23 protein-coding genes and 2 pseudogenes are annotated in these 24,118 nt (G+C 67.9%); 6 read left to right on the plus strand and 19 right to left on the minus strand.

The features are described from left to right. Window positions 1–226: 226 nt before the first annotated feature. A pseudogene (locus ACWDA7_RS35405) lies at window positions 227–600 on the minus strand (cupin domain-containing protein). A gap of 515 nt (window positions 601–1,115) precedes the next feature. On the opposite strand from ACWDA7_RS35405, the gene ACWDA7_RS35410 reads away from it, so the two are divergent. Further along, window positions 1,116–1,793, plus strand: a complete 678-nt coding sequence (locus tag ACWDA7_RS35410; RefSeq protein WP_450609834.1) for a Crp/Fnr family transcriptional regulator — start codon at window positions 1,116–1,118, stop codon at window positions 1,791–1,793. Between the two features lie 399 nt (window positions 1,794–2,192). On the opposite strand, the gene ACWDA7_RS35415 is transcribed toward ACWDA7_RS35410, so the two are convergent. The 9 genes from ACWDA7_RS35415 to ACWDA7_RS35455 are packed head-to-tail and all read right to left on the minus strand — an operon-like array spanning window position 2,193 to window position 9,198. Next, window positions 2,193–2,699 (minus strand): ester cyclase, encoded by a 507-nt coding sequence (locus tag ACWDA7_RS35415; protein ID WP_450609836.1) that lies wholly within the window; start codon window positions 2,697–2,699, stop codon window positions 2,193–2,195. Next, on the minus strand, window positions 2,696–3,016 hold the full coding sequence (locus tag ACWDA7_RS35420) for a Dabb family protein (protein ID WP_450609838.1): 321 nt from the start codon (window positions 3,014–3,016) through the stop codon (window positions 2,696–2,698). The genes ACWDA7_RS35415 and ACWDA7_RS35420 overlap by 4 nt, the downstream gene beginning before the upstream one ends. A 16-nt stretch (window positions 3,017–3,032) precedes the next feature. After that, the gene (locus tag ACWDA7_RS35425; RefSeq protein WP_450609840.1) at window positions 3,033–3,839 is read right to left on the minus strand and encodes an SDR family NAD(P)-dependent oxidoreductase; all 807 of its coding nucleotides are present in this window, start codon (window positions 3,837–3,839) and stop codon (window positions 3,033–3,035) included. A 20-nt stretch (window positions 3,840–3,859) separates the two neighbouring features. Then, window positions 3,860–4,426 carry a YceI family protein gene (locus ACWDA7_RS35430; protein ID WP_450609842.1) on the minus strand — a complete coding sequence of 189 codons (567 nt, stop codon included), beginning with the start codon at window positions 4,424–4,426 and terminating at the stop codon, window positions 3,860–3,862. Between the two features lie 48 nt (window positions 4,427–4,474). After that, a complete protein-coding gene (locus tag ACWDA7_RS35435; protein ID WP_450609843.1) occupies window positions 4,475–5,572 on the minus strand; it encodes an LLM class flavin-dependent oxidoreductase in 1,098 nt (365 codons plus the stop codon). Window positions 5,573–5,578: 6 nt separating this feature from the next. After that, window positions 5,579–6,433 carry an ABC transporter ATP-binding protein gene (locus tag ACWDA7_RS35440; RefSeq protein ID WP_450609845.1) on the minus strand — a complete coding sequence of 285 codons (855 nt, stop codon included), beginning with the start codon at window positions 6,431–6,433 and terminating at the stop codon, window positions 5,579–5,581. Continuing rightward, on the minus strand, window positions 6,430–7,290 hold the full coding sequence (locus ACWDA7_RS35445) for an ABC transporter permease (RefSeq protein WP_450609847.1): 861 nt from the start codon (window positions 7,288–7,290) through the stop codon (window positions 6,430–6,432). Before ACWDA7_RS35445 ends, ACWDA7_RS35440 begins: the two co-directional genes overlap by 4 nt. Then, complete coding sequence (locus ACWDA7_RS35450; RefSeq protein WP_450609849.1) at window positions 7,287–8,201, minus strand: ABC transporter permease; 915 nt, start codon at window positions 8,199–8,201, stop codon at window positions 7,287–7,289. The genes ACWDA7_RS35445 and ACWDA7_RS35450 overlap by 4 nt, the downstream gene beginning before the upstream one ends. 7 nt (window positions 8,202–8,208) lie before the next feature. Then, entirely contained in the window at window positions 8,209–9,198 is a 990-nt protein-coding gene (locus ACWDA7_RS35455; protein WP_450609851.1) for an ABC transporter substrate-binding protein, read from the minus strand. Window positions 9,199–9,852: 654 nt separating this feature from the next. Here ACWDA7_RS35455 and ACWDA7_RS35460 point away from each other — a divergent pair. Beyond that, on the plus strand, window positions 9,853–10,398 hold the full coding sequence (locus ACWDA7_RS35460) for a flavin reductase family protein (protein ID WP_450609853.1): 546 nt from the start codon (window positions 9,853–9,855) through the stop codon (window positions 10,396–10,398). A gap of 272 nt (window positions 10,399–10,670) precedes the next feature. Here the strand turns inward: ACWDA7_RS35460 and ACWDA7_RS35465 are convergent, their stop codons facing one another. From ACWDA7_RS35465 to ACWDA7_RS35490, 6 genes are all read right to left on the minus strand, one after another. Next, a complete protein-coding gene (locus ACWDA7_RS35465; protein WP_450609855.1) occupies window positions 10,671–10,829 on the minus strand; it encodes a hypothetical protein in 159 nt (52 codons plus the stop codon). 539 nt (window positions 10,830–11,368) lie between these two features. Then, entirely contained in the window at window positions 11,369–12,091 is a 723-nt protein-coding gene (locus ACWDA7_RS35470; RefSeq protein WP_450609856.1) for an ABC transporter ATP-binding protein, read from the minus strand. 2 nt (window positions 12,092–12,093) lie between these two features. Beyond that, window positions 12,094–12,825: an ABC transporter ATP-binding protein gene (locus ACWDA7_RS35475; RefSeq protein ID WP_450609858.1), complete on the minus strand. Its 732-nt coding sequence runs from the start codon at window positions 12,823–12,825 to the stop codon at window positions 12,094–12,096. Next, on the minus strand, window positions 12,822–13,859 hold the full coding sequence (locus tag ACWDA7_RS35480; RefSeq protein WP_450609860.1) for a branched-chain amino acid ABC transporter permease: 1,038 nt from the start codon (window positions 13,857–13,859) through the stop codon (window positions 12,822–12,824). The genes ACWDA7_RS35475 and ACWDA7_RS35480 overlap by 4 nt, the downstream gene beginning before the upstream one ends. Next, on the minus strand, window positions 13,856–14,734 hold the full coding sequence (locus tag ACWDA7_RS35485) for a branched-chain amino acid ABC transporter permease (RefSeq protein ID WP_450609862.1): 879 nt from the start codon (window positions 14,732–14,734) through the stop codon (window positions 13,856–13,858). The genes ACWDA7_RS35480 and ACWDA7_RS35485 overlap by 4 nt, the downstream gene beginning before the upstream one ends. Before the next feature lie 8 nt (window positions 14,735–14,742). Further along, complete coding sequence (locus tag ACWDA7_RS35490; RefSeq protein ID WP_450609864.1) at window positions 14,743–15,858, minus strand: amino acid ABC transporter substrate-binding protein; 1,116 nt, start codon at window positions 15,856–15,858, stop codon at window positions 14,743–14,745. Window positions 15,859–16,666: 808 nt separating this feature from the next. Here ACWDA7_RS35490 and ACWDA7_RS35495 point away from each other — a divergent pair. Beyond that, on the plus strand, window positions 16,667–16,951 hold the full coding sequence (locus tag ACWDA7_RS35495; RefSeq protein WP_450609875.1) for a LacI family DNA-binding transcriptional regulator: 285 nt from the start codon (window positions 16,667–16,669) through the stop codon (window positions 16,949–16,951). Here ACWDA7_RS35495 and ACWDA7_RS35500 read toward each other — a convergent pair. Next, window positions 16,901–17,296 (minus strand): 2-oxo acid dehydrogenase subunit E2, encoded by a 396-nt coding sequence (locus ACWDA7_RS35500; protein ID WP_450609866.1) that lies wholly within the window; start codon window positions 17,294–17,296, stop codon window positions 16,901–16,903. The two genes, ACWDA7_RS35495 and ACWDA7_RS35500, sit on opposite strands and share 51 nt — an antisense overlap. 100 nt (window positions 17,297–17,396) lie before the next feature. Continuing rightward, window positions 17,397–18,446 carry a LacI family DNA-binding transcriptional regulator gene (locus tag ACWDA7_RS35505; protein WP_450609867.1) on the minus strand — a complete coding sequence of 350 codons (1,050 nt, stop codon included), beginning with the start codon at window positions 18,444–18,446 and terminating at the stop codon, window positions 17,397–17,399. 351 nt (window positions 18,447–18,797) lie between these two features. Between ACWDA7_RS35505 and ACWDA7_RS35510 the strand changes: the two genes are divergently transcribed. The 3 genes and pseudogenes from ACWDA7_RS35510 to ACWDA7_RS35520 all read left to right on the plus strand — a co-directional run bounded on the left by ACWDA7_RS35510 (window position 18,798) and on the right by ACWDA7_RS35520 (window position 21,939). Continuing rightward, window positions 18,798–19,745: an NAD(P)-dependent oxidoreductase gene (locus tag ACWDA7_RS35510; RefSeq protein WP_450609869.1), complete on the plus strand. Its 948-nt coding sequence runs from the start codon at window positions 18,798–18,800 to the stop codon at window positions 19,743–19,745. Window positions 19,746–19,879: 134 nt separating this feature from the next. Next, window positions 19,880–21,139: a M24 family metallopeptidase gene (locus tag ACWDA7_RS35515; RefSeq protein WP_450609871.1), complete on the plus strand. Its 1,260-nt coding sequence runs from the start codon at window positions 19,880–19,882 to the stop codon at window positions 21,137–21,139. A gap of 176 nt (window positions 21,140–21,315) precedes the next feature. Further along, window positions 21,316–21,939 (plus strand): annotated as a pseudogene (locus ACWDA7_RS35520) (glycosyl hydrolase-related protein). Between the two features lie 287 nt (window positions 21,940–22,226). Here ACWDA7_RS35520 and ACWDA7_RS35525 read toward each other — a convergent pair. Further along, window positions 22,227–23,732 (minus strand): S53 family peptidase, encoded by a 1,506-nt coding sequence (locus ACWDA7_RS35525; RefSeq protein ID WP_450609873.1) that lies wholly within the window; start codon window positions 23,730–23,732, stop codon window positions 22,227–22,229. Between the last annotated feature and the right edge of the window lie 386 nt (window positions 23,733–24,118).

Below are 24,118 nucleotides of genomic sequence, written 5' to 3' on the forward strand. Positions count from 1 at the left end.
TCCCGCCCCCCCGCCCCCCCCCCGTCGCCTGCCGCCCCCGCCTCCGCCCCCGGCCACCGCGCCGGCCGGGGCGCCCCCGCCGCCGCGGGGCCCCCCCCCCCCAACGCGTGGCCGATCAGGATCCGCCTCGCGTCCTGCGGCTTGGTCGTGAAGTCGCCGGAATCGCCGACGACGAGCTCACAAGCAGCACGTGCCGCGGGGCCTTTCGGACCATCGAAGTCGCGGGTCAGCCCGCGGAGGGACGCGGGGCGCGCAGGTGGGCGTGCTTCTCCAGTCCCTCCTCGTCGACCAGGGTGAGCATCGGTTTGCCCGGCGCGCACAGCATGGTCACGACGAACTTGGTCGGCGCGTCCGACAGGGCGTTGCCGTTCTGGTGGTGGATCACGTCACCGCCCGGTCATACCGCGCCTCACCGGCCTTCACCACGCGCTCCGGCTCACCCTCGAGCTCGAACCGGACCGCGCCCTCGATCACGTAGCCGAAACACGGCCCAGAGTGGCGGTGGGGAGGAGTCCCGGGGTCACCGGGAGGCCACTCGACGAGGACGGTCATCCCCGAAGCGCCCTCGGGAATGAAGCGTGGCTTGACGTCCGCCGGCATCTTGGGCCCGTACGCCGTGGGCCTCTCCTGCTCGGCAGTCCCGTCCTCTGAGTTGCTCTCCGGCACTGTGCTGCACCTCCGTAGGACCGCCCGGAACGAATGATCTCGCGTCGCCCACCGCCTCCTGGGCCGGTGTACCGACCCCTCGTTCGGCGGTGACCGCGTTCGTCGATTCCGGGTTCACACAACTTGCTCCGCAATCAAGACAAGGCACGGCCTGTATCTGTGACTCGCCCTGCGCTTGCTGCCTCGCACAGAGAGTTCCGAGACCGCCGCCCTGCCCCCGTCGACAGCCTCAACAGTCCGGAGCCCTCTGCTCGCTCATCCAGGGAGCTCGGCTCGGGAAGGGGCGGACGAGCCGACGATGAGCTGTGGAGACCAGCCAGGGTGGGCGTTCAACTCGTCCGTTGGGTACAGACGTAACCGCCCTCGACCGGGCACTCCTGTCGCCGGTCTCTCACAACACCGGATTTCGAACTCTGGTATGCGTCGTGACCGATCCATACCATGGCGGCGTGGACGAGATCCTGGCCAATACCGTGCTGTTCGCCGGGCTGCGTCCGGATGCGGCCCTCACCTTGGAGAAGGTGGCGCAACGGCGGCGTCTCGAACGAGGCGAGGTCGTGTTCCGGCTCGGCGATCTCGGTACTTCGATGTATGTGATCATTCGCGGCAAGATAGGGATGACACGTCCCGCCGGCGCCGACCGCGACAGTCTCCTGTCCGTACTGGGCCCCGGTGACCTCCTCGGCGAGCTCACTCTGTTCGACCCGGCGCCGCGCAAGGCCACGGCGACCGCACTGACCGACCTCGAACTGGCCGAGTTCACGGCGTCGGCCGTACGTCACTGGTTGCAGGAGGAACCCGATGCAGCGTGGCACTTCCTGCAACTGCTCGCTCGCCGGGTTCGGCGCATCAACGACGCCCTGGAAAACCTCCTGCACGGCCACATCCCGCACCGCGTCGCCCGCATGCTCCTCGATCTGGCCGCGAAGTTCGGTACCCCGACATCCGAAGGCGTGCGCGTCGACCACGGCCTCACCCAGGAACAACTCGCACACTACGTCGGGGCATCACGCGAGAGCGTCAACAAGTCCCTGTCCGAACTCGCCAGCCGGGGTGTCGTCCGCCTGGAACCTCGCTGCCTGGTGATCCTCGACATCACCAAACTGACCCACAAGGCGAACGCATGACGTTGCTCGGTCGAACCGAGCCGCTTCGCGTAGGTCACCCGTGTGAGCACTGAGAGCTGCGGAACACCACGGTCGGGCGGCCGAAGCAGAGTCGCTGTTATCGGGAACGCGAACCGAACCGCTCCGGGAGCAGTGGAGACCCCGGAGCGGTTCAAACGGCCGCACGGCTCCTGATCATGAGGAGCCGTGCGGCCGTGGTGTGCACCGGATGCAGACTTTGCTGCTCAATTCCAGGTGCTGACGTGAGCCGTTCGAGGTTGCTGGTGTGGCTGCTGTCGGGTGGGCTGCCCACCCAGCAGGCGTCGAGGCGGATCATGTTGATCGCGGTGACGGAGAAGGCGCGTTGAAGGCTGGCTTTCGGCAGGCCGTGGTAGCGGACCGGCGCGATGGAGTACGCCGCTACGGGGACGTACCGTTGATTCGGATGTGGAGCAGCTCCGCGGTGATGGGAGCGCCGAGCTGGCGAAGCAGGCCCAGCTCGTCACCGAAGAACCAGGCCTCGGCGACGAGGCCGTCCTGGATGCGCCACACGCCGCACTCCAGGACCTCCAGGCTCCGGTGGGTGGCCGGGATGCCGAAGAGCCGGCCGGTGTGGGTGCCGCGCAGGGTCCAGACGGCCCATACACGGTCGTCCTTGGCGATGATGTCCTCGATGGTGTCGACGCGGTCGGAGATCGAGTGGGCGTCGTATCCACGGCCGTCCTTCATGCCGGAGATGTCCGCCAAGGACGCGAATCCCCAGCGGTGGTGGCGCATATCGGGGCGCATGAATGTCCTGCGCTCGGCGAACGGCACCGAGCGCAGCCGCAGGATCAGGTCGATGTTGGCCTGTTCCTGCGGGGTGTGGCTGCGCGGATCGACGTCCGCCGACAGCGCCGCGGCGACCAGGCTGGGGACCGCGCTCATGCCGTCGCCCCCGCCGGGTCCCGTTCGACGAGCCAGTCCAGGACGACCCGGCCGACGCAGGTCGCGTCCAGCTTGGGCAGCAGCGCGGCGTGGACGGGGTGCTTCTGGTAGCGGTCCAGCGCGTCCTCGTCCGTCAGGCGCACCAGCATGCCGTGCGTGACCCCGGCGTCGAGGGACCGTGTGTGGACGTTCGGGCCGACGGTCAGTTCGATCAGGCCCGGCAGGACGGCGATGCCCGCAGCGAACGCGACGAGCGCCTCGGTCACCGCCTCCTCCGCGCCCGGTCGTGCCTTCACGACGACGATGTGTTCGATCATGGTGATTTCCTTCGGTCTACAGCGCGTTGACGGTGATCCCGCCGTCCACGACGAGCGATGTGCCGGTGATGTAGCCGGCCCGCCGGGAGGCCAGGAAGGCCACCGCGTCGGCGACCTCGGCCGACTCGGCCCAACGGCCTAGCAGCACGCCCAGCTTGGCGAGGTAGGCGTCGAGGAACTCCTCGCTCGTCTTGCCCCCCTTCTCCGCCGCCGCTGCGGCCCAGCCGACCCGCCACTCGGTGGCGACCAGGCCGGGGACCACGGTGTTCACGGTGATCCCCTCGGACGCGAGGTCGCGGGCCAGGTAGCGGGTGGCGTGGTGCGTGGCCGCGTTGTTGAGGCCGTGGGTGAGGGCTCCCTCCCAGACCGTCTCGCCGGCGACGCCGCCGATGTTGACGATCCGGCCGGCGCCGGTCGTGTCCAGCAGCGGGTGGAGCGCCCGGATGATCCGGAGCATGCCGACGGTCTTCACGTTCAGGTCGGCGGCCCAGTCACCGTCGTCCCAGAACAGCTGCCGGTCGAGCCGGCGCATCCGGTGGCCGGCGGCGATCACGAGGATCTGCACGCGGCCGAACTCCGACTCGATCTGGCGGGCGGCCGCCTCGACGGAGGTCCGGTCGGTGACGTCGGCCTGGATGCCGACGACCGGTCCAGGGTGTCCCAGCGCCCGCAGCTCGGCCACCGTCTCGTCGAGGGTGGTCTTGGTACGGGCGAGTAGGACCACGCCGGCGCCCTCGGCGAGCAGCGCCCCGGCCGCGGCCTTGCCGATGCCGGTGCTACCGCCGGAGATGACGGCCGTGGAGCCGGCGATTCCGAGATCCATGTGTGTCTCCGATCGGTCGGTCAGGACTGGGTGAGGACGAGCTCGATCTCCAGCGTGATCCGGACGAGGTCCGACACGATCGCGCCGCCGGAGTCGAGCGCGGCGTTCCAGGTGACGCCGAAGTCCTTGCGGTTGATCTCGGTGACGGCCGAGAACCCGGCCCGGATCGCGCCGCGATGGGAGATCGCCCCGCCGAAGACGGTGTCGAGCACCACCGGTCGGGTGACGCCCTTGATGGTCAGGTCGCCCGGGACGTTCCAGCGTCCGTCTTCGGTCGGCACCGCCGGGCCGCCGGTGAAGGTGATGACCGGGTGGGTCTGCGCGTCGAGGAAGTCCGCGGAGCGGATCAGCTCGTCGCGCTTGGGGTGACCGGCGCTCACCGAGGCGACGTCGATGTCCGCGCGCACGGTCGCGTCGAGCGGGTCGCCGGCCGGGACCTCGACGGCGCCGTTCACGGCGCCGAACCGGCCGGTCACCCGGGCCACGGTCATATGCCGTACGGAGAACTCGACGAGCGAATGGGCCGCGTCGACGGTCCAGACGCCGGGTTGGAGCGGGGTCTTGGTGCTGCTCTGCAGGGTGGTCACAAGGTTCCCTTTCTTCGGTTTCCCGGCTTTCGTGAGGGACGGTGTCGGTCAGCTGGTGGTGGCGGAGTACGCGACGTGCTCGGCGGTCTGCACGGGGTCGGTGAAGCGGGGCATCACCTCGTCGATGAAGCGGTGCAGCGAGCGGGTGCCGAGGGCCGGGCTCATCTGCCCGTAGAGGAAGACCAGCGTCATGTGGCCGATGCCGATGCCCTCGTATTCGCTGATCTTGCGGGCCACGGTCTCCGGGCTGCCGACGATCATGGCCTTCTCGAGGAAGTCGTCCCGGTCCACGGCCGAGACGCCGACGATGCTGGACTTGAACCCGGCCGCCGCCGCGGTCCCGCCGAATGACTTCTTCGACTGCTCGGCGAGGTAGTCGAGCGGCCCGGCGACGTCGGCCAGTGCGGACTCGTCGGTCTCGCCGACGTAGACCATCTTCTGCACCATCGACCATTCCCGGGCGAAGGCGAGCGTCTCCTCGTCGTGGCCGGACGCGTTGAGCGTGTCGTGGTAGAGCCGCCACTTGCGAGCGGTCTCGGGCACGGCCTCGCGGGCGGTCATCAGCACCCACCCGCGCTCGGCGGTGTGGACGATGCCCTCGTCGGACAGCGCGGCGCGGCCGAACCGCGGCCCCGGCTTGGTGTACGAGGTCGGCATGATCCGGCGGGTCAGCACGCCCTGGGAGTGCGGCGTGGCGTACTCCAGGTCCGGGTCGTCCAGAGTCTTGCGCCTGGCCTGCTCTGCGATCCGGATGACCTCGTCCATGAGGGCGCCGCGCTGCGCCGGGTCCCGGCCGAGACCCTTGTACTCCTGCGGGGACCCGCCCGTGCCGACGCCGATGATGCACCGGCCCCGGGTGAGGAGGTCGAGGGTGTTGCACGCCTCGGCGAAGTTCATCGGGTTCCACAAGGCCGGGACCGCGACCGACACCACCACATGAGCGTTCGTCAGTTGTGGTGCCAGGTACGCCCCGAACGTGAAGGGGTCGCCGTAGGTGTTGTAGCCCGTGAAGTGGTGCTCGGTGAGGCACACGCCGGCGAACCCGCTGCGGTCGGCGAGGATCGCCTGCGCCGTGACCGCGTCGATCACGTCGAGGTCGTGGTCGGGCCCCGGGGACTGCGCGTTCAGGTAGAGCGAGAAACGCATGATGATCTACTCCTTGGATCCGATGGATGCGGGATCGGACGGTGCGGGGCCCAGTTGCGGTGGATCCTGGGGATCCGGCCTGCGCAGATGGTTCGCCACCTCCGTGCGGAGCCTGACGAAGTCGGCCGTGGCCCTGGTGGCGATCTGGTCGCGAGGCGTCGGCAGCGCCACCCGGATGTCGGCGGCGACGGTGGCGGGCGGGCTGGTCAGCGCGATCACCCGATCGGAGATGTAGACACTCTCGTCGATGTCGTGGGTGACGAACAGGATCGTGACACCGAACAGGTCGCGCACCGCCAGGGTGAGGTCCTCCAGGTCGACCCGGGTCTGCGCGTCGACGCTGGCGAACGGCTCGTCCATGAGCAGGACCTTGGGGCGGCACGCCAGGGCGCGGGCGATGGCGACCCGCTGCTGCATACCGCCGGACAGCTGCCAGGGATAGCGGTTCCAGGCGTCGGCAAGGCCTACCGCCTCGAGGGACTCCTGGACCCGCGCCCTGCGCTCGGCGCGCGGCACATGTGTCGCTTTCAGCGGAAACTCGATGTTGGCGCCCACTCGCAGCCACGGGAACAACGAGCGGCTGTAGTCCTGGAACACGATCGCCAGATCACCGGGGACCCCCCGTACGGGCGCCCCCAGCACGCTCATCTCGCCCGCGGTGGGCTTGAGCAGGCCGGCGACACAGAGCAGCAGGGTCGACTTGCCGGTGCCGGACGGCCCGACGATCGACACGAGTTCCCCGGGGGAGACCGTGAAGGACACGTCGGCGATCGCGTGGTGCGTCACGCCGTTGGCGGCGTACGTGTGCGACAGCCCGCGTACGTCGATCACCGCCGTCCAGGTCGTTTGTACGTCGGTCACTTGCCTCGAACCCCCTTGTGCCAGCTCAGCAATCGGCTTTCCACGGTGAGGAAGACGGTGTTGACCAGATAGCCGGCGATGGCGAGCAGCACCATGGCGGCCCACATCCCCGTCATGTCGAAGTGCTGCTGGGCGGTGATGAGGCTGAAGCCGAGGCCGCTGGTGGCTACCACCCACTCCGAGAGCACCATGAGGATCAGCGCGAGGGCGAGCCCGATGCGCATCCCGGCTGCGATGGCCGGGGCGCTCGACGGCATCACCACCTGCGCCAACTGGCGCCACCGGCTCAGGTGCAGGGCACGCGCGGTGAGCCGCAGCCGGGGATCGACGGAAGCCGCCGCGGTCATGGTGTTGAGCAGGACCGGCCAGACGCAGCCGAACGCGATCAGTGCCACCCGCATGCCCGTGGACGCCCCGAACAGCAGCAGGAAGACGGGTACGACCGCAGGGGTGGGCAGCGCCCGCAGGAACTGCGCCGGCGGGTCGATGATCTGACGCGCGGTCCGTACGGCGCCCGCGAGGACCCCGACCACTACGCCGATCAGCGACCCGAGCAGCCAGCCCGCCAGCATCCGGCCCATGCTCGGCGCGACGTCGGCCATGAAGGCCGGAGTCACGAACAGGTGCGTGGGCGGGCCGGAGAACCAGTCGACGAGGATCCGGTCGAGGATCTCGGTCGGCGATGGGAAGAACAGGTTGCCGGCGTCGCGCGTCGCCCACTGCCAGGCGAGCAGCAGCAGGATGAGCACTCCGAACCGCACCATGGCGCCCTTGCCCAACCTGGCCAGCAGACGGACCTGGCGTCCCGGCCGGCGGAGTCCCGGTCGGCGGATCAGGCGGGCTGTCGTCACCATCATGACGTCCCCTCTCGTCCGTGCCATGGGAACGCGCGCCGCTCGACCGCGGTGGCCGCGGAGTTCACGGCCAGGCCGAGCAGTCCGGCGACCGCCACCGAGGCGTACACGAGATCGGCGTGGAAGCCGCCGCGGCTGGAGTCGAGAATGAACGCGCCGATCCCCCGGGTCGTGCCGATGATCAGCTCGGCGGCGACGGTGACCACCAGGGCCAGGCTGACCGCGATGCGCACGCCGGCGCCGATGGCCGGCGCCGCCGACGGGAGGACGACGGTGCACACCCGGCGCGGCCACTTCGCCCCGAACAGGCCGGCCGTCTGCAGAGCGACCCCGTCCACGTCCTGTACACCGTGCACGGTGTTGAGCAGGATCGGCCAGAAGGCCGCGACTGCGACCGCGAGGACCACACTCGTCTGCCCGAGCCCGACCGTGAGCGTCAGCAGCGGGATGATCGCCACCGCCGGCAGCGGTCGCAGCACGTCGATCACCACCCGGGTGGCCCGCAGGGCCGTGGGGAACAGCCCCAGCAGCAACCCGCAGATCACCGCGATCGGCGTGGCCACCAGCATCGCGAGCCCCGCCGAGGCGAGCGTGTACTCGATGTCGGACAGGAAGCGCGACGCGGTGAGCAGCGCGCCGAGCCGGGCCACGATCGTGGTGGCCGACGGCAGATAGCGGGGTTCGACAAGGCCGCTCCAGCTCACCGACTGGTCGGTGAGACAGATCGCGAGAAGGCCGACCAGCCCGCGGATGAAGGCGCTGCGCGCCGCCGCGCGTGCGCATCGGACGGACCAGCCAGGGCGCCGCGGCGCAGCCGTCGTGGTCGTCGCAATGCTCCGGGCTGTTCCGGTGCCGCCCTCCGTACGGGCCCGCGGCCCTGCCGTCCCCGGGCTGGTCGGTTTCCTGGTGAACATGGCCCGGTCAGCTCCCGGACGGGGCCGGCGCGGTGAACGACTTACCGGCGTCGATCTTGGCGGTGAGCAGGCCGTTGTCCACCATGAGGTCGGCCAGGGACTGCAACGCGGCCGTGTCCGTCACGTTCTGGATGTACGTCGGCAGCGTGATGCTGTTCGCCAGTTCATCGGTGACGCCGCTGTATTTGGGGATCAGCGCCCTGACGACGCTCTGGTCCGCGTCCGCCTTCCGGTTGGCGGCGGTGAGACCGTCGCGGAAGGCGGTGACCGCCTTCGGGTTCTTCCGCACGTACGTGTTGGTGGCGACGTACGCCCCGATCAGCATGTCCTTGTTGCCGCCGGTGAAGATGTCCAGCACCACCTTGGTCTTGAGGTGCTGCTTGATCTCGCTCTGGAACGGTTCGGGTGTGCACACCGCGTCGGTGACCTTGTTCTGCAGGGTGCTCTCGTGGTCGACCTGGGGCACCGTCACGAGGTTGACCTGCTTGGCGTCGACGCCGGCGGCCTTGAGCAGGTTCGGGACGGCGAGGGCGCAGGAGGAGGTCGGCGACGGGATGGCGACCTTCTTGCCGACCAGGTCGGCCGGCTTGACGATCCCCGAGCCGGCCAGGCTGAGCACGCGGATCTGACCGGACGCCCCCTGGTCACCGAGGGCGACGATCGAGATCGGCAGGCCCTTCGCCTGGGCGGCGAGAATGTCGGGCACAGTCGCCCACACGATCGGGTACGCGCCGGACATCAGCCCGACGATCGTGGACTGGGCGCCCTGGTGGGTGTGCATGGCGACCTTGATGCCCGCCTGTTGGAACGTCCCGGACGACACGCCGTACGCCGCGGCGGCGCTGGAGGCGTTCGGCGGCGCGTCGACCGTGATCGTGGACGCGGCCTCATCGGCCGCGGCCTGGGTCTTGCCGCCGGACGCGGCCGACGTCGCCCCCGGAGAACCGGAGCAGGACGCCAGAGCCGACGCCGAGATGACGGCCATGGTGATGTACACACATCGAGCGAGTCGGCTCGGCCGACCCCTATGTGCTCTGCTTGTCATCGACGATGCACCTTCCCTTCACTGTCGCTGTAGTGACGGGTGCGGCCTCGACAGCCCCCGATCGCAACGGTCCGCACTGACAGCTGCGCTGGTGAGTACCCGGCGGAATGACGGCTGGTCACCGCACGGGAATGAGCCTGTAATGACGCCGAATAAAAGCCGACGATGACCGCACGGGTCAATGAATCTCCGTGTGGAATCCTGCACTTCGTGGCGGGCGACCAATGTCTTGACCCGATGCCGTGCAGCGTGAATTGTTGAAGAGACCTCCGCCTACGGCCGGCGTGGTTGCCGCTTGCCGGCCATGGGTCAGGTTGCGGGCGGGGGCGGGTTGTTGACGGAGTGGATCTCGATCGGGCCGCCGGCCAGTGCGATTCCGCGCGATGTGGCCATCGACTCGATACAGGCGCATCACAGCAGTGAAGCGGCCGGACGGGGCTCGCGCCGCATGGGGCGGTGTACTTGGTGATGGCGTCGGCGCCTTTCGGGGACGACGACCACGAACCTGAACCGTGTCGGATTTTGCACAGACGATTGTGCCGGACGTGTATTCCCTGCTTCGCTGAACCGGCGATACGTCCCTGCCATGACATTCGAGGAGTCCGAATGAGCACGGCGTTCACCGACTGTATGTCGATGTCCCCCATCGTAAATCTGGCGGGTTACGGAGTTGAAGCCGACCATTTCCGGTCGCTGGCCGCCGCGCTTCCGACGGGCGTCACCGTCGTCACCACGCTGACGGCGGACGGCGCACCGGTCGGCATGACGTCGGGTGCCGTGTGCAGCCTGTCGTGCGAACCCCCGCTCGTGCTCACCTGCATCGCGAGGGGCTCGCAGACGCTGGAGGAGATCAAGCGGCGGCGGAGCTTCTGCGTCAACGTGCTGGCGTCCGGTGCGGACGCGATCTCGAACCGGTTCGCGGCCTCCGGCGGTGACAAGTTCACCGGCGTCGAGTGGCGGCCGGGACCGGGCGGGCTGCCGGTCCTGGCCGCGGGCACGACCGCGCACGCGGTCTGCGAGTTGTACCAGGTCGTCCCCGCCGGCGACCACGAGATCATCATCGGGCTGATCGTCGCCGGAGATTCCGACCCCTCGGGATCGCCGCTCGTGTACTACCGCCGTGCCTACGCGGGGTTCGACGCCCTCGCCTGAGTCTTGACGATCTCATCGATGCGCTCCGCCGACAGGGCGACGAGATGGCCCAGAACGTACTGGTCGGGAACAAAACACCACGTTCTCATGCTCGTTGACATCACACACGTTCTGTCCGGCCGCATGCGCCTCGGCCGAGGTAGCGTCGATGGTGCCCGCGGATCCGCCGAATTTGGCGAGGTACTCCTTGATGAACTGCTGGCTTCCGGTGCGGTTCACCAAAGGTGACCAGTCGTTCGAGGTGAATATCCCGGCGACATTGCCCTTCCCGGCTATGTTGGGGAAGTTGACCGGTCGTTCGCGTCGTTCGGCATGAACAGCCACTGAAGGTTGAAACGCTGCTGGATCATGGCCCGCACCATCTCGTAGGCGTCCTCGCCCTGTGTGCCCGCGATGACCATATCCGGGCGGGTGGCGACGATCCGTGACACGGTGGGCCCGACGTCGGCTTGTTCGCTGGGGTAGGTCTAGTTCAACACGGTCGTGATGCCCGCGGCCTGCAACCGCCGGTGCATCGTATCCACGACAGAGGTGCCCTGCATACTGGCGGGCAACCGACTGGCAGCCGTTGTCCAATCCTGCACAACAAGGGCTGGCAAATGGGGAAAGCGACTGGGAATGGGTGGCTGCTCGATACTGTCGGCACCAAGCACCAGCCGGCGAGGGGAAGTTGGGGACTGGGAAGGCAGGCGAGGACAGCAAGGCAAAAAGGGCGAGGAAGCCAACGCGAGTAAGGAGAAGGCAGCGAACCGTGCCCGGAGTTTCATCGCCACGATCACCGGTTGCCGGCGCAGCACGGCGCCCCCAGCCGGTCGGCCGGTATCTGCGCGCCGGTACGGGGGTGTGTGCCATGTGGGATCGCCGTTGCTGGGCCGCCACCGGCCGGGTAGCGACCCGGCAACGGCCGCTGCCCTGCCCTCGGTCGGTGTCCGTGGGCAGGGCCTGCGGGGAAGGGCCGCCGGCGTGCCACCTACCGCGGCGCGGCTCCCAGGTAGAGGCGGGCCACCTCAGGATCATCCAGCAGTTCGGCACCGCTGGCGACGAGGCGGACCCGGCCTGCTTCGAGGACGGCTCCGACGTCGGAGGCGGCGAGACCGGAGCGTGCGTTCTGCTCGACAAGGAGCACGGTGCGGCCGTCGGTGGCGAGTTGCCGGATGCTGGTGAAGACCTGCTGCCGGGATTTGGGGTCCAGCCCGATGGAGGGCTCGTCGAGAAGGATGAGTGCGGGGTCGAGGATCAGGGTCCGGGCGAGTTCGACTTGCTTCTGCTCGCCGCCGGAGAGCGAACCGGCGTGCTCCCGCGCCCGTTTGGTGCAGATGGGAAAGGCCTCGACGGCCTGTTCGAGGCGGGTCTGCACCACTTTGCGGTCCTTGAGCGTGTAGCCCCCCATGAGGAGGTTGTCCCACACGGTCATCGCCGGGAACAGGCTACGGTCTTGGGGGACGTGGACGATACCGAGCCCCAGCCGTTCCCTGGGCGAGAGCTTGCCTAGGGGTTCGCCGCGGAAGGCGACGGTGCCCTCTTTCGGCCGCAGCAGCCCGCTGATGGTCTTCAAAACGGTCGACTTCCCCGCCCCGTTTGGGCCGATCAGGCAGGTGACGGTGCCGGGTTCGACGATCAGATTCACGCCCTTGAGGATGTCGCCGGCACCGTAGCCGGCCACAACGGCGTCCAGGGTGAGGATCGGGGCCATGGTCAGCTCCCCAGGTAGGCGTCGAGGACGAGAGGATTGGTTTGGACCTCGCCGGGTGTTCCGGTGAAGATCCGCTTTCCCTGATCGAGCACGATGACCGGGTCACACAGCCGCATGACGAAGGTCATGTCGTGTTCGACGATGAGGAAGGTGACTCCAACCGCGTGCCGTTGCCGGATGTGGCGTTCCATGGTCTCGATCATGACGGGGTTGACGCCCGCGGTGGGCTCGTCCAGGAGCACCAGCTTCGGGTCGCTCATCAATACGGCGGCGAACTCCAGCAACTTGCGCTGACCGTAGGAGAGTTCGGAGGCAAGCAGGTCGGCGATGGGTGCCAGCCGGAACTCCTCCAGCAACTGGCCCGCCCGCTGCCGGTCGGCTCGGCTCACCCGCCGGGTCAGCAGCTGTCGCCAGCTGTAGCCGCCGGCGACCACCAGGTTCTCCTCGACGCTCAGATGCGGGAAGACCCGGGCCTGCTGGAAGGTGCGGGACAGACCGCGCCGGTAGAGGGTGCCGGCGTCCAGGCCGGTGACCTCACGCCCGTTGAACCTTACCTGGCCGCTGTCGGGCCGCAGGTATCCGGTGATCAGGTTGAACAGCGTGGTCTTGCCCGACCCGTTGGGGCCGATGAGGGCGGTGACGGTGTCGTGCTGGACGGCGAACGAGCAGGAGTCGATCGCCAGCGTTCCGCCGAATGCCTTGGTGGCGTCGGTCACCTCGAGCAGTGCCGTCACAAGTGGCCTCCTTCTGTGGTCGGCACGGGGGCGCCGGGGGCCGTTCGCGGGGTGGACAGGCCGGCGTCGACGATTCGGGCCCGGCTGCGCCGCCGGATCATGTCCTGGACGGTGGGCAGGATGCCGCGCGGCAGCAGCAGCATGATCAGCAGGAACACCAGGGCATAGGCGATGAGATAGACCTGGCTGCCGCCGAGCTGGTAGGCGAGGTACTGCTGGGCGGATTCGAGGATGAAGGCACCGATGACCGGACCCCACAAGGTGGCACGGCCTCCTAGGAAGGTCATCAGGACGATCGCGATCGTGATCAGCGGGTCGATGGCGAACTGCGGGTAGATGAAGCCCTCGTAGTAGCCCCAGACCGCGCCCACCATAGCCGTGAAGCCGACGCTGAGGGCGAAGGCCAGCAGCTTGACTCCGGTGGTGCGCACGCCGATGCCGCGAGCCTTGTCCTCGTCCGCGCGTATCACGACCAGACTCAGTCCGACCTTGGTGCGCATGATCGCGTACGTGACTGCCATCGCCATCGCGAGCAGCACCAGCAGGATGTAGTAGAAGGGCCGGTCAAAGCTGGCACCCGAGAAGGGCGGCTGTGGTAGGGCCAGCCCCTGTGCGCCTCCGGTGATGCCGTGCAGGTTGAACGCCAGGGTCTGGGTGACGAACAGCAGCGTGATGGTGACGATGGCGAAGACATCGGCCCGAGTGCGCATCGCCACTGCCGCGATGGGCAGGCCGAGGATGGCACCGAGCAGGCCGATCACCGGCAGCGCCCAGAACGGTTCGTAACCGCTGGTGACGGAGTGGTGGGCGAACCACAGTCCTTCCACGTAAGCGCCGATGCCGAAGAAGGCGGCGTGGCCGAGGGAGGGATAGCCGGCGAATCCACCGACGATGTTCCAGGCGCTTGACATCACCGCGAACATCAAGGTGAAGATCAGCATGTTGAGCGCCCAGTGCGCCAGATTGAACGACGGCAGGGCCGCCAGCACGGCGAAGAAGACGAGGGCGCGTGCTGCGCCACGGAACGCTTTCATATGGCCCCCCTGGTCGCAGTGCCGAACAGGCCTCGCGGCCTCAGGAGAAGGATGAGGAGGATGATGACGAAGTACGTCATGCCGGACCAGGACGGTGAGAGTGTCGAGGCGACCACGGCGGAGGAGACCGACACGATCACCGCACCGATCACGGACCCGACCACGCTGCCCAGACCACCGAGCAGGACGATGGACAGCAGCAGCGAGATCAGGTCGTAGTGACTGCCGGAGTTGAAGGGATACAGCAGTCCGTAGACGGAGCCGGCTGCTGCCGCGGTTGCCGACCCGAGCCCGAAGCCGAGGGCGGACACGCGTTGGGCCTCGACGCCGAGCAGGCGGGCGGCGTCCGGATTCTGCACGGTGGCGCGCACGGCCCGGCCGAAACGCGTCCGGTTCAGCAGCAGGTACAGAAGGCCGAGTGCCACGAGCGAGAGCAAGAAGCCCCACAGCCGCACCAGGGTGATCTGGTAGCCGAAGACGGTCCAGCTGGCGTTGATGTAGGAGGTGCTGACACTTCGGTAGTTGGTCTTCCACATCACGCTCATGACGCCCTCGATGAGCAGGGCGACGGCGAAGGTGACGAGCAGGCTGAGTTCGGAGCGGTCCTCCCTCTTCAGCGGCCGCAGGAAGCACACCTCGACCGCCATCCCGAGCGCGAACATCACGACCGTGGTGATCGGGATGGCCAGGAACGGGTCGATGCCGAAGGAGGTGAACAGCTGATAGGCCAGGTAGGCGCCCAGGATGACCATGGCTCCCTGCGCCAGGTTGACGACCTTCATGATGCCGAAGATCAGGGTCTGCCCGGAGGCCATGAGCGCATAGACGCCGGCGGTGAGGATGCCGAGGATGAGGGCCTGGATGAGGCTGTGCATGGCCTGTGTCACCCGCCCCAGTTCGGCTTGGGGTAGACCGGCGCGACCCGGGCGACACCCGCGGGGTAGACGGGCAGGAGCTTGCCGCCCTGCCACTGGACGAGGGAGAACTCGCCGGTCGGAGAGCCGTCGGCCTTCCAGGCCAGGCTCCCGAGCAGAGTGGGCCAGCTCCCCGAGTGCAGGGTCTGGGTGATCGTGGCGTTGTCGAGCTTGCCGGTCTTCTTGGCGACCTCTTCCAGCAACTGTCCGCAGGCGTAGGCCTCGGCGGACGTGTTGTCGATCTTCTGCGCGGTGCCGCCGTACTTCTTGAGGTACGCGGCGGTGAATCCGGCGCTTCCCGGTGCGGCGGACCCTGGATACCAGTCACCTGACGACATGACGCCCGTGGTGTTGCGGGCACCCACCTTGTCGGGGAACTGTTGCGGGGAGTTCGCGCCGTTCGACAGGAACATGAACTTCGGGTTGAAGTGCAACTGCACCAGTGCCTTGACCTGCTGGTAGGCGTCCTGGGTCTGGGTGCCACCGACCAGGACGTCTGGGTGAGCCGCGGCAACGCCGGTCATCACCGGGGAGAGGTCCTGGGTCTCGGCCGGATACACCTGCTTGTAGACGGTCTTGATGCCCGCGGCCTCGAACTTGGCTCGGACGCTTTCGGCGACCGGGGCGGCGAACGGGTCGTCCAGCTCCGCGTAGGCGGCGGTCTTCGGCCGCTTGCCGGCCGGGAGCGACAGTATCCAGTTGGCGAACACGTCACCGGAGCGGGTGGAAGGAGCCGGCTGGACGAAGAAGAGGTTGTGCAGGTGCTGTTCGAAGACTTTCGGACCCCCGCCGGCCGGCTCGAGAAAGGCGTATCCGTACCGCTTGGCGACCTGCGCCGCCGGTATGGTGAGCAGGCTGGAGAACGGGCCGAACACCAGGCCGACATGATCCTGGTTGATGAGATTCTGGTAATTGGTGATGACCTGGGTGGGGCTGGACAGGTCGTCGACGATCTTGATCTGCACCTTCCTGCCGAGCAGGCCGCCCTTGGCGTTGACCGAGTCGGCCCACAGTTGGTAGCCGCGCTGAACGGCCTGACCGGAGTCGGCGAAGTCCCCGGTGAGCGACACCGAGGCACCGATCACGAGCGGGCCGTGGGTTGATCCGGCGTCATCTGAGCCAGAGGTGGCGCAGCCGGTCGCTGCCAGTGCACAGGCAGCGACAACCGCGGTCAAGGCTTTCCGGCGACGTGCGTTGCGTTTCATGGGTCGTCCTTGTGAGTGGCGTGTGGAGAGGTCATCGCACCAACCGGGCCTGTGGCCCCATCGGCCGGTCCGCAGCCGAACTGGACGGACCCGGTGGAGCAGTGGCGAGGAGGCGGGCTGCGCGGACGCCGTCCCTTCAGCTGGGTTGGGCAGCGTCACCGGCACGACATGGTCGTCGGCGAGCAACTCAGGGAATTCACGATCGTGACACCGCGCGCGGCAGGGGTTCGGCCTTGTCGCGGGTGCGGTTGGACACCGCCATGTCGTGTCCGGCGTTCCACGGCCGCGCCGCGAGCTGGAGGCCAATGCGCCCGGTACCGATCCATCCCGGGTGCGGACGGTCTACGACCGGGTTTGACATGCTGCCCCATCTCTTGAGAACGGCACACCCACCGGCCGGTCGCTGCAATCGGATACGGCACCGCCCGATCCTGGCGGAGTGACCGATCGAGAGAAGGGCAAGTGGCTGGACAACGGTCGCCTGGTCGTCCCCGTGGCCGCAGTTGCGACCAGACGCTTGGCAATCGGTTGCACGATGCCCCATGTTGTGGAGCGCGCCAAGCGGTGTCAAGAGGTGGGAGGGCCTGTCTTGTCGCTGGGCAGGACTACACCTGATGTGCGAACGGTTGTAGTGATGGCCGGACTTCCTTAGAGTGCCGCCGTGAGCAGCCGGGCGACGATCTCCGATGTGGCGCGCCTGGCGGGGGTACACAAGTCCACCGCCTCCCGCGCCCTGAACCCCGCCACCAGCACTCAGGTGAAGACGGCCACAGCCCCGCGCGTCCTGCGGGCGGCCAGGCAACTGGCTTCGACGCCGGGTGTTTCCCCCCGACGCCGCCAGTCTGCCACCGGACCTCCTGGCAGATGGTCTGCGACCGGACTTCCACCGGCAGGTGACAGCGAGCTGCCAGCCGAAGATCACCTACGTCATCAAGGCCTCCAGTCTGCTGGGCGCGCGCAAGCGCGAGGCTAAGGGAGCAGGAGCATCGGCTTTGGTGAACTCGCTCATCCAGCGCGCTGCGTCGGCGCCGTCGACGGCCCGGTGGTCGACGGAGAGCACCACGCGCATGACAGTCGCCGTAGAAAGTGTTCCGTTGTCGCTGACCACCGGCTCTTGGCGGCCTGCACCGACGGTTGGGATGGCCGCCTGGGGCGGGTTGATGATGACGGCGAATTCCTCCACCCCGAACATTCCGAGGTTGGTGATGGTCAGGGTTCCGCCCTCAAGGTCGCTCTGGGCTAGCAGCCTGTCTCGGCAGAGCCTGCATATCGTGCCCCGAACAGCCTGTCGGCGACCTTCATCGGTCAATCCCTGCACCGAGGAGGTGTCGACGCTCTCGCAACCGGCCGGGGTGATCGCTGTAGGCAGGTTGTGATCAGGTCACGGTTGACCTCATACGTGTCTTGCGGGATGTGTCTCAGCCGCGCGTCGGCTTGCGGTCCACGGCATCCGCAGTCGAATCCCTGATGACCAGACGTACGGGGAGCAGCACTGTTTTGGCCGCCGACACCGTGTCGTCCGAGCGGTCCAGCTGTTCCAGCAGCAGGCGCGCGGCTTCCGCGCCGAGTTCGTGATGTGGCACATGGACGGTGGTCAGCGGCGGCTGGAACTCGTCCGCGAACTGCATGTCGTTGAACCCGACAACGGAGACGTCCTGCGGGCAGCGCAGCCCCCTGGCGCGCAGCACATGCAGCGCTCCGAGCGCGATCAGGTCGTTGCCGGCGACGATCGCCGTGGTGGCCGGGTGGCGGTCGAGGAGTTCATCCGTGGCCTGCTCTCCCGCCGCCACCGTGTACGCCCGGGCCGGTATGACCGGTGCCTGGTCCGGGTCGATCCCTGCGCTCTCCATTGCATGCCGAAACGCCCGGGCTCGGGTGATCCCGGTAGACATGTCCTGTGGGCCGGACACGTGGGCAACGTAGCGGTGCCCTCGCTCCAGCAGATGCTCGACCGCGAGCGACACGCCGGTGCTGTCATCGCCCGCGACGAACGGGAAGAGCGTCCGGTCGGTGCAACGGTTGAGGAGCACGATGGGCACTCCGGACTTGCGCGCCTCCTCCAGCAGCGGGTGGTGGCGCCGCGCGGTGGCGACGATGAACCCGTCGACCTGACGTCCCAGCAGGACGTCGAACTGGTGGCGCTCTTTGACCTCGTCGCTGTCCGTATTGGCCAGCAGCGCGGTGTAGCCCCGAGGCGCAAGGGCCGCCTCGATGCCCCGTGCCATGGGCGGGAACAGCGGATTGGTGAGGTCCGGCATCAGGACCCCAACCGTGAACGAACGGTTCATCCGCAGGCTGCGGGCGGCGGTGTTGGGGGTGAATCCCAACTCCTCAGCTGCGGCCCTGACCCGCCTGGCCGTCACTGGGCTCACTCGGCCGCTCGTGCGGGGGTTGAGGGCACGGGACGCCGTGGCTTTGTGGACTCCGGCAAGTCGTGCGACGTCGGACAGGGTGGGGCGCGTACTCACGGGCGCAGTCTAGGGACGTCCGCCACGTCACCACAACCGATCGCCTTGGCCTGCAACGACCAGCACTTCAACCCCTTGACAGGCCTGTAGTCGCGGAGCAAGCATTATTTGGCAATCGATTGCAGATCACATAAGGCGAGTGTCACGCCTGCACCGCCCGATCCGGACACGTTGTGTAATCACCACAGATCAAGTGTTCCCTTTCTCATCGCATGCTCGGCATTACCGGGGTTCTCTCAAAGCAACCGAGTGCATGTCACCGAGCCTGTCTCGGCTTCTCCGCTGCGGCAGGGACTACCGCCGGTCGGCGTGCCGGCTTGCTGAGCCGTCTTCCAGGAGTGAGGAAAAACCATGACGTACGTCGCCACGGACCGCCCCCGCATCGGCTGGATCGGTACCGGCCGTATGGGATACCAGCTGGCAGGCCGTCTGCTCGACGCCGGCCACGATGTCGCCGTCTACAACCGGACCCGGGCCAAGGCGGAACCGCTGTCCGAGAAGGGCGCGACGATTGTCGACTGGCCCGAGGAACTCGCCGACCGGGACGTCGTGTTCGTGATGGTATCCGCCTCCGCGGACCTGGAGTCGGTCACCACCGGCCCCGGGGGCGTGCTGACCGCGAAGAACGGCGCACCGGGCGTACTGATCGACAGCTCCACGGTGTCCACCCAGGTCTCCGCCCTTGTACGGGCAGCGGCCGCCAAGCGCGGCACCGATTTCCTGGCTGCGCCGGTCAGTGGCAACCCGAAGGTGATCACGGCCGGCAAGCTGACCGTCGCGGTCTCCGGCCCACGCGAGGTGTTCGACGCCGTCGAGCCCATGCTGCACCTGCTGGGCCGCGGCGTGACCTACGTCGGTGAGGACGAGGTGGCCCGCCTGGTCAAGATCGCGCACAACGTCTTCCTCGGTGTCGTCACCCAGTCGCTGGCCGAGATCACGCTGCTCGCGGAGAAGGGCGGCGTCAAGCGCTCAGCGTTCCTTGAGTTCCTCAACGACTCGGTGATGGGCTCGGTCTTCACCAAGTACAAGTCGCCGGCGTTGGTCAACCTGGACTTCAAGCCGACCTTCACCAACATCCTGCTGCGCAAGGACTTCGACCTCGGACTGGCCGCTGCCCGCGAACTGGAGGTTCCGATGCCTGTGGCCTCGGCCACCGCGCAGTTCGTCCAGGCGGCGATCGGTGCCGGTCACACCGAAGAGGACTTCGCCACCCTGATCCTCGAGCAGGCACGCCGCTCCGGCATCACGCTGGAACCGGAGAACGTGACGATGGACGACGGCCTGACCCTCCGATCCTGAGCGCTCGGCCGACCAGCACCAGGAGCCCGTACGGGTTCGGCAAGCCCGCCTACAGGAGGCCACGCCCCTCCTTCGACCGCCCGCACGGCCCTTCGCCGGGTTCCTGGGCAACGTGACAAAGGACGAACCACACGATGACAGTGACGAGCGCGAGCGCCTTGCGCCCCATTCCGGCCCACGGCCACAGCGCAGTCGATTACGAAATGCGCGTGGACTACGACCGGCTGCGGTCCTACCGACTGGAGCGCACCCGTGGTGCGCTGGACGCCAGCGAATGCGGTGCCTTCCTGCTGTTCGACTTCTACAACGTCCGCTACACCACGCAGACATGGATCGGCGGCGCCCTCGGGGACAAGATGACCCGTTACGCCCTGCTGACCCGTGGTGGAGACCCGGTGCTGTGGGACTTCGGTTCCGCCGCGAGGCATCACCAGTTGTTCGCCCCGTGGCTGAAGCCCGAGAACTCCCGTGCCGGCATGCTGGGCATGCGCGGCGCCATCGCTCCGGACGCCGGCTTGATGGCCTCGGCGGTACGCGAGATCAAGGGCATGCTCGAGGACGCCGGTGTGGCGGACCTGCCGGTCGGTGTGGACATCGTCGAGCCGCCGTTCCTGTTCGAGATGCAGCGGCAGGGTCTGAAGGTCGTCGACGCCCAGCAGATGATGCTCGACGCCCGGACCATCAAGTCGCAGGACGAAATCGCCCTCCTGTCCATGGCCGCGGCCATGGTGGACGGCGTCTACCAGGACATCGTCGACGTACTCAAGCCCGGCATCCGGGAGAACGAGATCGTTGCGTTGGCCAACAAACGCCTGTACGAGATGGGCTCCGACCAGGTCGAGGCCATCAACGCGGTCTCCGGCGAGCGCTGCAACCCGCACCCGCACAACTTCTCCGACCGCCTCATCCGCCCCGGCGACCAGGCGTACTTCGACATCATCCAGTCCTATAACGGCTACCGCACCTGCTACTACCGCACTTTCGCGGTCGGCAGCGCCACCAGCTCGCAGCGTGACGCCTACACCAGGGCCCGCGAATGGATGGACGCCGCCATCGCCGTGGTGAAGCCGGGGGTCGGCACCGACCAGGTGGCTCGGGTGTGGCCGGCCGCGACGGAGTTCGGTTTCGCCAACGAAATGGCCGCCTTCGGCCTGCAGTTCGGCCACGGGTTGGGCCTCGGTCTACACGAGCGGCCCATCATCAGCCGACTGAACAGCCTGGACAACCCGGTGGAGATCCAGGAGGGTATGGTCTTCGCCCTGGAAACCTATTGCCCGGCCTCGGACGGCTTCTCCGCGGCACGCATAGAAGAGGAAGTCGTGGTCACCGCCGACGGACCACAGATCCTCACGAAGTTCCCGGCGCAGGAACTATTCGTCGTCAACGCGTACTGACGGGACCCACCCAACGGCCCGGCCCGTGCACCGGGCCCGTGCTCCCGTGCCACGGCACACGCGGTGCTCATGGTCCCATGAGCCGGGGCCGTCCTCGCCCCTTTCCGGAGGCCGGCCCCGTATGAAACCGCCCGGCAGCACCCTTCGCCGCGAACCATGACGACTGCCGGGCGGCGATGAGTCGCTCGCCCGCCAGTTCGTGCTGGGACGCGGCCGAGTTCGAGATCTGCGCCCACCGCTTCCTGCACGTCGGTGAACGCGGTTGGGGAGCGGCCCTGGTCAACGATTCGACGTACGGCCATGACGTGACCCGCGACATGCCTGCCGACGGCGGTACCACCACCACCGTCCGGCTGTCGCTGGTGCGTGCGGCGCGCTTCCCCGACCCCGAGGCCGACCAGGGCAGCCACCGGCTGCGGTACGCGTTCGTCATCGGCGCGGACATCGCCGACGCGGTGCGCGAGGGCTACCACCTCAACCTGCCCGAGCGGACCCTCCCCGGCACCGCACAGGTCGCTCCGCTCGTCTCCGTGGACAACGAGGCGGCCGTGATCGAGGCGGTCAAGCTCGCCGACGACCTCTCCGGCGATGTCGTCGTCCGACTCTACGAAGCCCACGGCGGTCGTGCCCGGGCGCGGCTGGTCACCGGGTTCGAGCTGTAATCTGCGGTCTCCACGGACCTGCTGGAACGCCCGCTGGACGAACCCGGAGCCTACGAAGTCACGGGCGAGGGGATCCAGTTGGCGCTGCGTCCGTTCCAGATCGTCACCTTGCGGCTGAGCGTACGAGGATTGCGGTGAAGCCCACCCTGGTGGCCGGGATCGACATCGGCGGCACCAAGATCGCGGCAGGGATCACCGACATGACCGGCGCCTTCCTCGCGGTGTCCCGGCGCAGGTGATCACCATGCAGCATCCCAGCCACCGCCGAAGGCTCGGCACGCAGGCTCCCACGTGCAGCGATGACGGTGCGAGCCCCACAGCATCGTCTGCCCTCTTAAGGACCTGCACTCCTACAGGCGCGGCAACAACCGCGGGCGTCCCGCCGCCAGGCCGGCGGCGGGACGCCCGGTTGGTGTTTCGAAGGGTCAGCTGCCGTGAACGGCGCTGACGAGGTCAGGCAGGAGCTTCGCCGCGTTCGGCGTGCCCAGCCCGGTGACGGGGTCCCATCCTGCGGTGGCCGAGTAGCCGGGGACCGAGGTGTCGGTGATGTTGTTGCCCACGGTGACGTCGTTGAAGTCCGCCGCGTAGGTGGCCGGGTCCGAGGCGAGCTTGTACAGAGCCGGGTTGATCAGTCCGAGTCCACCGTGGTTGATCTGGGCGGCGATGGAGACCAGGCCCGCCCACTCGGGGCACGCCAGCGACGTGCCGCCGATGTCGTACCAGCCCGTGCTGCACGGTGCGCCGCCGCACTTCAGCCCGCTCAGGCCGTCGGGCGGGAGGGACAAGTACACCAGGGCTCCCGTCGACGGGCTCGCCTGCAGGGAGACATCCGGAACGCCGCGCATCGCGCCGATGGAGGTGCTGCCGGTCGGCAGCGCGCCCGACTGGTAGTCCGGCTTGGCGAAGATGCTGCTGTAGCCGCCACCGGAGCCGACCCAGGAGATCTCCGACTGGCCGGGCGCCTTCTGGCAGGCTCCCGGCGGGGAGACACTGTCGACGACCCTGCCGCTGGTGGCACGCGGGTCGGTGCACAGGTTCGTGCCACCGACTCCGGTGACCAGCGGGTCGGACGCGGGCCACTCGACGGCGGGATCGGTGAGCGTCGATCCACCCTTGCCCACAGGCGCCTTGAGCGAGCCCACGCTTCCGCTGTCACCTGACGAGCCGAGAACGGTGACACCGTTCTGTGCCGCCGCCTTGTAGGCATCGCGCAGGTTCTCCAGCGACCGGGCGTTGTGGAAGGCGCCCTCCGCGGAGGCGAACGACTGGGAGATGACGGTCGCGAGGTGGTGCTCGACGACGTACTGCTCGGCAGCCATCATCTGCGGGAAGCCCTGCACCCCGAGGGTCTCGGCGGTGGGCGTGGTGACCAGCAGGATGTTGGCGCCGGGTGCCATGGCGTGGGCGGTCTCGACGTCGAGAGCCACCTCCAGCGCCCACGCGCTCTTGTCCTCCTGCCCGGGGCTGTTGCTCGTGGACGGGGGTGCCTTGGTGGCGGGCGAGCCCTGCAGATGAAGCTCGCTGAAGGTCGGCATGCCGGGCGCACAGGTGACGCCCTCTTCGCCGCACATCGATGCGATGCCGAATGCCTGGTCGAAGACGTGGAGGTCGTGGGCCATGGTGTCGCTGCCGTAGGCGTCGACGATGGCGATCGTCTGACCGCGGCCATCGTTTCCGGCCGCGTGCAGCGGGCCTACGTTGTAGGCCGCCTGGACGCCCTGGGGGGTGAAGCAGCGACGTCCCACCGACGCGCACTGGGATTGAGTCGGTGGAGTCTGGCTGGTCGTCAACTGCGTGTAGTCGGCCACGGTTGGCCGTACTTGCGGATAGGTTGCCTGGTGGGCAGCGCTACTGGCGGGTACGGCGCCGGCCGCTGCGAGGCTGAGGGTGCCCACCCCCGCGAGCAGCCACCGTCTGATGCTGCGTGCCATCAGAGTCCTCTCTTGAGATTGAAAGGGGACTTGCGTGTCCGCCCCTCAGGTGGGGGGTGGTGGCACAGGGGTTGCGGACGGGGGCGAGGCTATCCCTCACGGTTGTCGGACGGAAAGGGTCGTCCTGTCAACAACGATCAAAAAAATTCGGCTGGATCGTTGTGTGGCGGTGCTTGCGCGTTCGGATCCCTTGGGCGGTGCCGTGGCGTGGTGGGTGCGTCCGTAGGCGCGCAGCACGCGGCGCGGCAAACCCACCAAGATATTCAAACCTCGAGTTTCAGGCGCATCGTGCTAGTGTGACGCGCCGGAAATGGCGAGTCTAAGTATTTAGCTTGTTTCAGTTCCGGGTGGGGAGATCTTGGCGAGGTAGTCGGCGAGCGAGTTCA

It is taken from the genome of Streptomyces sp. NPDC001156 (assembly GCF_053598275.1).

Bases quoted from the DNA above. Each gene is read 5' to 3' on its own strand.
- ACWDA7_RS35480 (WP_450609860.1), bottom strand. From the start codon at position 13,859: ATGAAAGCGTTCCGTGGCGCAGCACGCGCCCTCGTCTTCTTCGCCGTG.
- ACWDA7_RS35485 (WP_450609862.1), bottom strand. From the start codon at position 14,734: ATGCACAGCCTCATCCAGGCCCTCATCCTCGGCATCCTCACCGCCGGC.
- ACWDA7_RS35415 (WP_450609836.1), bottom strand. From the start codon at position 2,699: ATGAGCGCGGTCCCCAGCCTGGTCGCCGCGGCGCTGTCGGCGGACGTC.
- ACWDA7_RS35470 (WP_450609856.1), bottom strand. From the start codon at position 12,091: ATGGCCCCGATCCTCACCCTGGACGCCGTTGTGGCCGGCTACGGTGCC.
- ACWDA7_RS35460 (WP_450609853.1), top strand. From the start codon at position 9,853: ATGAGCACGGCGTTCACCGACTGTATGTCGATGTCCCCCATCGTAAAT.
- ACWDA7_RS35525 (WP_450609873.1), bottom strand. From the start codon at position 23,732: ATGGCACGCAGCATCAGACGGTGGCTGCTCGCGGGGGTGGGCACCCTC.
- ACWDA7_RS35420 (WP_450609838.1), bottom strand. From the start codon at position 3,016: ATGATCGAACACATCGTCGTCGTGAAGGCACGACCGGGCGCGGAGGAG.
- ACWDA7_RS35510 (WP_450609869.1), top strand. From the start codon at position 18,798: ATGACGTACGTCGCCACGGACCGCCCCCGCATCGGCTGGATCGGTACC.
- ACWDA7_RS35450 (WP_450609849.1), bottom strand. From the start codon at position 8,201: ATGTTCACCAGGAAACCGACCAGCCCGGGGACGGCAGGGCCGCGGGCC.
- ACWDA7_RS35425 (WP_450609840.1), bottom strand. From the start codon at position 3,839: ATGGATCTCGGAATCGCCGGCTCCACGGCCGTCATCTCCGGCGGTAGC.
- ACWDA7_RS35515 (WP_450609871.1), top strand. From the start codon at position 19,880: ATGACAGTGACGAGCGCGAGCGCCTTGCGCCCCATTCCGGCCCACGGC.
- ACWDA7_RS35435 (WP_450609843.1), bottom strand. From the start codon at position 5,572: ATGCGTTTCTCGCTCTACCTGAACGCGCAGTCCCCGGGGCCCGACCAC.
- ACWDA7_RS35445 (WP_450609847.1), bottom strand. From the start codon at position 7,290: ATGATGGTGACGACAGCCCGCCTGATCCGCCGACCGGGACTCCGCCGG.